The organism is Blastococcus sp. SYSU DS0619, from assembly GCF_054051035.1.
In genome coordinates, this window is the sequence record NZ_JBJHAM010000038.1 from 1 (window position 1) to 9185 (window position 9185).

At 75.3% G+C, this 9185-nt stretch carries 9 protein-coding genes; 5 read left to right on the plus strand and 4 right to left on the minus strand.

Annotated elements, in window-relative coordinates; genetic code table 11:
- Positions 1-100: 100 nt before the first annotated feature.
- Entirely contained in the window at positions 101-637 is a 537-nt protein-coding gene (locus ACI79T_RS20890; RefSeq protein WP_456612014.1) for an IS5 family transposase, read from the plus strand.
- A gap of 15 nt (positions 638-652) precedes the next feature.
- Here ACI79T_RS20890 and ACI79T_RS20895 read toward each other — a convergent pair whose 3' ends face one another.
- Positions 653-1030 carry a type II toxin-antitoxin system VapB family antitoxin gene (locus tag ACI79T_RS20895; protein WP_456612022.1) on the minus strand — a complete coding sequence of 126 codons (378 nt, stop codon included), beginning with the start codon at positions 1028-1030 and terminating at the stop codon, positions 653-655.
- Between the two features lie 254 nt (positions 1031-1284).
- Between ACI79T_RS20895 and hrcA the strand changes: the two genes are divergently transcribed.
- From hrcA to ACI79T_RS20910, 3 genes are read left to right on the plus strand one after another with little or no spacing between them, the layout of a single operon-like run.
- On the plus strand, positions 1285-2307 hold the full coding sequence (hrcA, locus tag ACI79T_RS20900) for a heat-inducible transcriptional repressor HrcA (protein ID WP_456612015.1): 1023 nt from the start codon (positions 1285-1287) through the stop codon (positions 2305-2307).
- Between the two features lie 14 nt (positions 2308-2321).
- A complete protein-coding gene (gene dnaJ, locus ACI79T_RS20905; protein ID WP_456612016.1) occupies positions 2322-3452 on the plus strand; it encodes a molecular chaperone DnaJ in 1131 nt (376 codons plus the stop codon).
- Positions 3453-3454: 2 nt separating this feature from the next.
- Entirely contained in the window at positions 3455-4207 is a 753-nt protein-coding gene (locus ACI79T_RS20910; RefSeq protein WP_456612017.1) for a 16S rRNA (uracil(1498)-N(3))-methyltransferase, read from the plus strand.
- A 122-nt stretch (positions 4208-4329) separates the two neighbouring features.
- Here ACI79T_RS20910 and ACI79T_RS20915 read toward each other — a convergent pair whose 3' ends face one another.
- The 3 genes from ACI79T_RS20915 to ACI79T_RS20925 all read right to left on the minus strand — a co-directional run bounded on the left by ACI79T_RS20915 (position 4330) and on the right by ACI79T_RS20925 (position 7642).
- Positions 4330-5943, minus strand: coding sequence for a PhnE/PtxC family ABC transporter permease (locus ACI79T_RS20915; protein WP_456612018.1), 1614 nt, complete (start codon positions 5941-5943; stop codon positions 4330-4332).
- On the minus strand, positions 5940-6620 hold the full coding sequence (locus tag ACI79T_RS20920; RefSeq protein ID WP_456612019.1) for a phosphonate ABC transporter ATP-binding protein: 681 nt from the start codon (positions 6618-6620) through the stop codon (positions 5940-5942). The genes ACI79T_RS20915 and ACI79T_RS20920 overlap by 4 nt, the downstream gene beginning before the upstream one ends.
- Before the next feature lie 62 nt (positions 6621-6682).
- Positions 6683-7642 (minus strand): putative selenate ABC transporter substrate-binding protein, encoded by a 960-nt coding sequence (locus ACI79T_RS20925; protein WP_456612020.1) that lies wholly within the window; start codon positions 7640-7642, stop codon positions 6683-6685.
- A gap of 326 nt (positions 7643-7968) precedes the next feature.
- On the opposite strand from ACI79T_RS20925, the gene ACI79T_RS20930 reads away from it, so the two are divergent.
- On the plus strand, positions 7969-9147 hold the full coding sequence (locus tag ACI79T_RS20930; RefSeq protein WP_456612021.1) for an ABC transporter substrate-binding protein: 1179 nt from the start codon (positions 7969-7971) through the stop codon (positions 9145-9147).
- The last annotated feature ends 38 nt before the right edge of the window (positions 9148-9185 follow it).

The window sequence follows — 9185 nt, forward strand, 5'->3', positions numbered from 1 at the left end:
GACTGGGCGGTCTCGGTGGACTCCACGGTCAATCGCGCGCATCGGCACGCCACCAACCTGCCGCGAGCCGAGATCCCTACGGGGGGCATCGGCGAACTACATGAATCAGTTTCTCGGCCCCGACAACAAGGTGCTGGTCGAGCCGCTTGATCACGGCATCGGCCGTTCCCGAGGCGGTCTGTCGACGAAGGTTCATCACGCCGTCGACGGCCGGGGGCGACCCCTGTCGATCCTGGTCGGCGCTGGGCAGGCCGGTGATGCACCGGCCTGCCTGCCGCTGCTGGCCGGCATCCGAGTAACCCGCCCCGGACCGGGCCGACCCCGCACCCGACCGACCGCGGTCCTCGGTGATCGCGCCTACTCCTCCAAGGCCATCCGGGCCCACCTGCGCTCCCGCGGGATCACCGCGGTCATCCCCGAACCCCGCGACCAGCAGGGCCACCGCGCCCGCCGCGGCAGCAAAGGCGGACGGCCGATCAGCTACGACCGCGAGCTCTACAAGAAGCGCAACGTCGTCGAAGGCTCATTCGCCCTCCTCAAACAATGGCGCGGACTGGCCACCCGCTACGACAAGCACGCACCTATCTACCGCGGAGCCGTCGTCCTGGCCGCCGTCCTCGCCTGGACCCGCACTTGAGAGACATGCCCTAGGTCAGCTGCTGCGCGGGCCGGGCACGGGGGGCTGCGCCGGGATCGAGGCGGTCGCCGGCCCCGTCTGCGTCTGCACCGGGGTGAGGGCGTCGAGGTCGAGCACCCGCACGTGGATGACGTTGCGCTGCTGGAGCGCCGCCCGCAGCGCACGGTGCAGCCCGTCCTCCAGGTACAGCTCCCCGTGCCACTGCACCGCGTGCGGGAAGAGGTCGCCGTAGAAGGTCGAGTCGTCGGCCAGGAGGGCGTCGAGGGCCAGCTCGCGCTTGGTCGTCGTCAGGGTGTCCAGCCGGACCTGCCGGGGCGGGATCATCGCCCAGTCGCGGGGGGACAGCCCGTGGTCGGGATACGGGCGGCCGTTCCGCACGCCTTTGAAGATCAGGGGACCGACCTCCGTTCTCCGCCCCGTCCCGGGGCACCGACCGGCTCCACCCTAGCCGCCGCCGGGGCCGGCCGTGACCGGTCGCGGGGGAACGGCCGGCCGCCCTGCGAGCCGTGCGACGGCACCGTCGGGCGGACGTATGCTGGGCTGGCACTCTGTCCGTGCGAGTGCCAGGCCAGGACCGGCCCGCCGTCGCGGGTCCGGCATCCCGGGGGTGCTGCACGGCACGTCGACCGGTACGGGGAGGTGTCACCGTGGCGCACGACGAACGCCGCCTGGAGGTGCTCCGGGCCATCGTCCAGGACTTCGTCTCGACCAACGACCCGGTGGGCAGCAAGGCCCTCGCCGATCGCCACGACCTCGGCGTGTCCCCGGCGACCATCCGCAACGACATGGCGGTGCTCGAGGAGCAGGGCTACATCACCCAGCCGCACACCAGCGCCGGCCGGGTGCCCACCGACAAGGGCTACCGGCTGTTCGTCGACCGGCTCTCGGCGGTCAAGCCGCTCTCGGCGGCCGAGCGCCGCGCGATCGAGCGGTTCCTCGACGGTGCGGTCGACCTGCACGACGTGCTCGGCCGCACGGTCCGGCTGCTCGCCCAGCTCACCCGCCAGGTCGCCGTCGTCCAGTACCCGACGCTCTCCCGCAGCGCCGTCCGGCACCTGGAGGTCGTCCAGGTCGCCACCGGCCGGCTGCTGCTGGTGCTGATCACCGACACCGGCCGGGTGGAGCAGCGCGTCGTCGACTGCCCCGCCGACCTCGACGCCGGCGCCGTGCCGGAGCTGCGCACCCTGCTGAACTCCGCGTTCGCCGGGGTGAAGCTCGGCGAGGCGGGGGACAAGGTGCCCGGGCTGCTGGAGACCGCGCCCCCGCACCTGCGGGGCCTGGTCGCCGCCGTCGGCGCGACGCTGGTGGAGACCCTCGTCGAGCCCAGCGAGGACCGGCTGGTGATCGGCGGGACGGCGAACCTCGCCCGTGGCAGCGCGATGGACTTCCCCGGCACGATGCAGCCGCTGCTGGAGGCGCTGGAGGAGCAGGTCGTCGTCCTGCGCCTGATGGGCGAGGTCGACGCGAGCACCGTGCTGGTGCGGATCGGTGAGGAGAACGCCCACGAGGCGCTGTCGGGCGCCTCGCTGGTCACCGTCGGGTACGGCTCCGCCGACCGGTCGCTCGGCGGCCTCGGTGTCGTGGGGCCGACCCGCATGGACTACCCAGGGAACATGGCCGCGGTCCGAGCCGTGGCCCGCTACGTCGGCCACCTGCTGGCCGAGAGCTGAGGACGAGAACTTCGATGGCAACCGACTACTACGGCGTGCTGGGCCTGGCCCAGGGGGCGACCGACCAGGACATCAAGCGCGCCTACCGGCGGCTTGCCCGTGACCTGCACCCGGACGTCAACCCCGACCCCGAGGCCAAGGAGCGCTTCCAGGAGGTCACCCGCGCCTACGAGGCGCTGACCGACCCGGAGAAGCGCCGCATCGTCGACCTGGGCGGCGACCCGTTCGACGCCGGCGGCGGGGCCGGCGCGGGCTTCGGCGGTGCCGGGTTCGGCGGCCTGGGCGACATCATGGACGCCTTCTTCGGTGGCGCGGCCACCCGCGGGCCGCGCAGCCGCACGCGCGCCGGCCGGGACGCGCTGATCCCGGTCGAGCTGGAGCTCGACGAGACCGTCTTCGGCGTCACCAAGGACCTCACCGTCGACACCGCCGTCCTCTGCGACACCTGCGCCGGCGCCGGCACCGCCCCGGGCACCCACGTGGCCACCTGCGGCACCTGTGCCGGCCGCGGCGAGGTGCAGAGCGTGCAGCGGGGCTTCCTCGGCCAGGTCGTCTCCAGCCGCCCCTGCCCGACCTGCTCGGGCACCGGCCAGGTCATCCCCGAGCCGTGCCCCAAGTGCGCCGGCGACGGCCGCGTCCGGGCCCGCCGCACCCTGTCGGTGAAGGTGCCCGCCGGGGTCGAGGACGGCATGCGCATCCGGCTCACCGGGCAGGGCGAGGTCGGTCCCGGTGGCGGCCCCGCCGGCGACCTCTACGTGGAGGTGCACGAGCGGCCGCACGACGTCTTCACCCGCGACGGCGAGGACCTGCACTGCCGGGTGACCCTCCCGATGACCGCGGCGGCGCTCGGCACCACCCTCAACCTCAAGACGCTGGACGGCGAGGAGGAGCTGGACATCCGCCCCGGCACCCAGTCCGGCAGCGTGCTGACCCTCCGCGCGCACGGCGCTCCCCGGCTGCGCGCCACCGGACGCGGCAACCTGGTGGTGCACGTCGAGGTGCAGACGCCGACCAGGCTCGACGGCGAGCAGGAGAAGCTGCTCCGGGAGCTCGCGGCGCTGCGCGGCGAGGACCAGGCCGATTCGCACCGCGAGGCCCAGGGCGGCCTCTTCTCCCGGGTCCGCGACGCGTTCAACGGGCGCTGAGCATGAGCACCCCGGGTCCGGAGCTGGACGGCGCGCCCCTCTTCCTGGTCGAGGAGCTGCCGGAGTCCGAGCAGCTGCTGGTCGCCGGGCCCGAGGGGCGGCACGCCGTCGAGGTGCTGCGGCTCCAGCCGGGGGAGCGGGTGCAGGTGGGCGACGGCCGGGGCACCCTCGCCGAGGGCGACGTCGTCGCGGCGGGGCCCGAGGGGCTGCGGGTCGCGGTGCGGGCGCGCTTCGAGGTGCCCGAGCCGGACCCGGAGTTCGTGCTGGTGCAGGCGCTGCCGAAGGGGGACCGCGGCCCGCTGGCGGTCGACCTCGCGACCGAGCTCGGCGTCGACCGGATCGTGCCGTGGCAGGCGTCCCGCTGCGTGACCCGCTGGCGGGACGACCGGGTGGGCAAGGGCGTCGCCAAGTGGCGCGCCGCGGCCCGCGCCGCGAGCAAGCAGTCCCGCCGGCCGCGGCTGCCCGAGGTCACCGAGCCGATGACCACCCGTGAGGTGTGCGGGCTGCTGGACGACGCCGACCTCGCCGTCGTCCTGCACGAGCAGGCCCGCCGTCCGCTGGCCGAGCTGACCGTGCCGGAGGCGGGCACGGTCGTGATCGTGGTCGGCCCGGAGGGGGGTCTCTCCGACGGCGAGGTCGTCGCCTTCCGCGCGGCCGGCGCCGAGCCGGTGCGCCTGGGCCCCGAGGTGCTGCGCACCTCCACGGCCGGCGCCGCCGCGCTGGCCGCCCTGTCGGCCCGCACCCGCTGGGCCTGACGCCCCCGCGCCGACTCTCTGTTGATCAGGTGACCTGGTCATTCCGGGTCCTGGCTCCCCGTCGCCCCTGAGCCAGGACCCCACCAGGTGAGCCAGGACCCGGGGAGCCGGGCATCGTCCGGTCAGCGCAGGGCGGCGCGGGCGCGGTCGCTGACCAGGTCGACCAGGAAGGTCAGCAGCACGATCGCCGCCAGCACGGTGGTGACGCCCGCCCAGTCGAATGCCGACGTCCGGGCCGACAGCAGCACCCCGATCCCGCCGGCGCCCAGCAGGCCGACGAGCACGGTGTCCCGGATCGCCACCTCCCAGCGGTAGAGCGACAGCGCCAGCACCGGACCGGTGAGCGCCGGGGCGGAGCCGTACAGCCACCGGCCGACCGGGGAGGACCCCAGAGCGCGCAGCGCCTCGGCCGGGCGGCGGTCGACCTCCTCGACGGCCTCGCCGACCAGCCGGCCGAGCACGCCCAGGGTGTAGACCCCCAGGGCCAGCGCGCCGGGCAGGACGCCGGGCAGCAGGACGAAGAGCAGGACGAGCGCCCACACCGGCGGCGGGACGGCGCGCAGCAGGAGCAGCGCCAGCCGGGTGAGGGCACCGGCGGTGCGGCGCACCGGCCCGGCCGGACCGGGTGGGCGCGCGACGAGGGCGGCCAGCGCCACCGCGCCGGTGGCGGCGAACGCGATGGCCAGGACCGACATCCGGAGTGCATCGAGGGCGGTGGACCAGACGTCACCGAGCAGGTCGGCACCGGTTGCCGGTGGCCACGCGGCCGAGGCGAGGTAGGCCAGCTGCTCGCGGGTGCGGGCGGACACCAGCGCGGCGGGGGAGAGCGCCAGGTACCAGGCCGCCCACCCGACGGCGGCGACGCCAGCGAGCACCGCGCCCGGAAGCAGCGGATCGCGCCGGAACCCGGTGCGAGGGGGCGCCGCGACCCGGCGACGCACCGCCCGGCCGCCGACGTCGGCCAGCAGGCACAGCAGCGCCAGCGCGTAGACCGTCGTCCAGACCTGCTCCCAGCGCAGCGAGGTGAACGACAGGGCGAGCTGGTACCCCAGCCCGCCGGCGCCGATCAGCCCGAGGACGACGGCCGACCGGACGGCGCACTCCAGTCGGTAGAAGGAGTAGGAGAGCAGCCCGCCGGAGGCCGCGGGTAGCAGCCCGTACAGCGCCGCCGTCCCGCGCCCGGCGCCCGCCGCCAGCAGCGCGTCGTAGCTGCCGCGGGGCACCTCGTCCAGCAGGTCGGCGAAGACCTTGGCGGTGATGGCGCCGTAGGGGACGGCGATGGCCAGCACGCCCACCCACGGGTCCAGGCCGAGCACGTTGACCAGCAGCAGGCCCCACACCGCCTCGTGCAGCCCCCGGGGCAGCGCGAGCACCCCGCGGGTCAGCAGCCAGCCGGTGCGCCGTCCGCCCCAGGCGGTGCGGGAGACCGGGACCGCGGCCAGCGCACCGAGCAGCACGGCCAGCCCGGCGCCGAGGACGGCGTAGGCGATCGTCACCAGGGTGGAGCCGGCGACGACGCGGAGGAACTCGGCGCCCAGCTCCGGGCGCAGCGCGGCGGACAGGAAGCGGCCGGCCTGACCGGCGCCGGCGGGGTTGAGCACCGGCCCGGAGAACAGCCCGCTGCCGGCCAGCGCCCAGCCGACCAGGACGACGCCGGCCAGCGCCCACGCCCACCGCCGCCGGTCCCGGCGCAGCCGGGGGGCCGGGGGCGCGGCCCGGTCGAGGACCGTCGTCACCGGGTGACCCCGTAGAACCGCTCCAGCTCGGCCACCGTCAGGCTGCCGGCGGGGGCGTCCAGCACGATGCGGCCGGCGGCCAGGCCGACGACCCGGTCGCAGTGCCGCAGCGCCAGGGCGGGGTCGTGCAGGCAGGCCAGCAGTGCGCCTCCTCGCCCGGTCGCCAGCTCGCCCAGCAGGTCGAGGGCGAGGTCGGCCAGCGCCGGGTCGAGGGCGGACGCCGGCTCGTCGGCGAGCACCAGGTCGGGCTGCTGCACGAGCAGGCGGGCCAGCGCCACCCGCTGCCGCTGGCCCCCCGAGAGCCGGTCGGTGCGCTCGTACATCCGGTCGGCGAGCCCCACCCGGTCCAGCGCGTCGCGCACCGTCGCGGGGTCCTGCGGGCGGAGCAGCGACCACGCCGCCCGGGCGGCCGGCCACGAGCCCAGCCGCCCGGCGTTGACGTTGTGCACCACCCGCAGCGCGCCGGTCAGCTCCAGGTGCTGGTGGACGGTGCCGGTGCGGGCCCGCAGCCGGCGCAGCTCCCGGCCGCGCAGCGCCGCCGGGTCCTGGCCGAGCACCCGCACCTGCCCCGCGGTCGGGGCCACCGCGCCGTTCAGCACGTTCAGCAGCGTCGACTTGCCCGCCCCGGAGGCGCCGACGACGGCGACCCGCTCGCCCGCGGCCACGGCGAGGTCCACCCCGGCCAGGGCGGGCGTGCCGCCGAAGCGGACCTCGATGCCGGTGAGCCGCGCGACCCCGGTCAGTTGACCAGCCCGAGGTCGCGGCCGATCTGCTCGATCCGGTCGTAGTTCGCCGCCTCGGTGGGCACGAAGGCCCCGGCGCCGAACAGCTCGAGCACCTCGGCGTCCTGCGGCTCCTGCGCCGAGAGCCCGGTGAAGTACTCCGTCAGCCGGTCGGGCAGGTCGTCGCCGAACCGCTGGACCGCCCGGGGGCCGAGCAGCCAGTGGTAGTCGTGATAGGCCGGGGTCCGGGCGTAGCGGACGACCGCGGGGTCGATCTCCCCGGTGGCCGCGCGGGCCTCGTAGACCTGCTCGTTCAGCACCCCGGCCTGGTAGCTGCCCGAGGCGACGAGGGAGAGCGTCGCGTCGTGCGAGCCGGAGAAGCCCGGGCCGCCCGGGAAGCCCTCCGGATCGACGCCGGCCTCGCGCAGGAAGTACGCGGGCATGAGCCGGCCCGACGTCGACGTCTCGCTGCCGTAGGTGAAGCGCAGGTCGCCGAGGGGGGCGAGGTCCTCGGACGGGAGCAGCCCGGTGCCCGCGTTGACCACGAAGACGGAGTGGAAGTCCTCGTCGATGTCCCGCTGTGCGATCGGGACGGCGCCGGGGGTCTGCAGCCGGGCCTGCACGCCGGTGAGACCACCGAACCAGACCAGGTCCAGGTCGCCGGTGCGGAACAGCGAGACGGCGGCGGCGTAGTCGGTGACCGGCACGTACTCGACGTCCAGGTCGAGGGCCGCGGCGAGCGAGTCGGCGACGGTGCCGTGCAGCCGCTGCAGGACCTCGGGGTCCTGGTCGGGGATGGCGCCGATGCGCAGCGGCCGGGAGGCGGTCGCGGTCTCCGGGGCGGAGCCGCACCCGGCGAGGGCGGCGGCGACGGCGAGCCCGGTGCCGGCCAGCAGCGCCCGGCGGGAGAAGCGGGGGAGCAGGGGATCCGTTACGGCGACGAGGCCACCCGACCGGGCGGCGGCTGCGCTGCGCACTACGTGCGCGCAGCGGGGACGAGGCGGGACACGAGGGCCTCCGGCGAGGGGGGAGAGGGGGCGCCCCATCCTGCACCCGGCGTGGCCGCCCCGGCGCGCCGCGGCGTCGACGCGCGTCCCCGGGGTTCCGGCCGGTCACGTTCTGGGCACGCTTCCCACGCCCCTGTCGGGCGGAGGCCGGGCGGTGCCTAGTGTGACGCCCGTAACCAGCCGACCGGCCTCGGTCGGCCCACGACGCCCGGGTGCCTCGGACCGGCCCGTCCGCCAGTGACGCGCGGCCGCCTCGTCGCGGCCGGCGCGGTCGTCGTGCTCGACAAGGGAGAGACATGCGCACCAAGCTCCACACCGTCGCCGCGGCCGGCGCCGCGGCCCTCCTCCTCGCCTCGTGCGGCTCCGGTGAGTCCGGCGGCGGGGACACCGCCGCCTCGGGTGGGCTGACCGGCGAGGGCAGCGGCGAGTCCTGCACCATCGAGGGCGAGGTGCCCATCGGCGCGGTGCTCAGCCTCACCGGTGCCGCCGCCAGCTACGGCGAGTCGCAGCAGCGCGGCCTGGAGCTGGCCGCCGCGGAGCTGGCCGAGACCGACGGGGTCACCTACGACCTCACGATCGAGGACGACCAGACCGACCCCCGCCAGGCCATCACGCTCTTCGAGGAGTTTGTGTCCGACGGCGCGAGCCTGATCATCGGGCCCACGCTGTCCAACGCCGCCGTCCAGGCCGACCCGATCGCCCAGGATGCCGGCGTCCCGGTGCTGGGCATCTCCAACACCGCCGAGGGCGTCACGGAGATCGGCGACTACATCTTCCGCGACTCGCTCACCGAGCAGGCGGTGATCCCGCAGACGATCGCGCAGGCGACCGAGCAGTTCGGGCTCGAGGACGTCGTCGTGATGTACAGCAACGACGACGCCTTCACCGAGTCCGGCTACGAGGCGTTCGCCGCCGCGCTGGAGGAGGAGGGCGTGGCCGTCAGCGAGACGATCACCTTCTCCAAGTCCGACACCGACTTCCGCGCGCTGCTGACCCAGGCCCAGGAGAGCGACCCGGACGCACTGGTCGTCTCCGCGCTGATCGAGGCGGCGGTGCCGCTGGTCACCCAGGCCCGCGAGCTCGGCATCGACGTGCCGATCATCGGCGGCAACGGGTTCAACAACCCGACGCTGATGGCCGACGCCGGTGAGGCGGCCGAGGGCGTCGTCGTCGGCGCCGCCTGGAACTCCTCCTCCGACAACCCGGAGAACCAGGCCTTCCTCGCGGCCTACGAGGCCGAGTACGGCGCGCAGCCCGACCAGTTCGCCGCCCAGGCCTACACCGGGCTCAAGCTGGTCGACCAGGCCGTGCGCGCCAACTGCTCGGCCGAGCGGGACAGCATCCAGGAGGCGCTCGGCGAGCTCGAGGGCGTGCCCACGGTGCTCGGCGAGTTCTCCATCGACGAGAACCGCGACGCCGACCACCCGGCCGTCGTGCAGGTCGTCGAGAACGGCGAGTTCACCGTCCTGGAGTGATCCGGCGCGCGGTGCCGGCCGGCTGACCGGCCGGCACC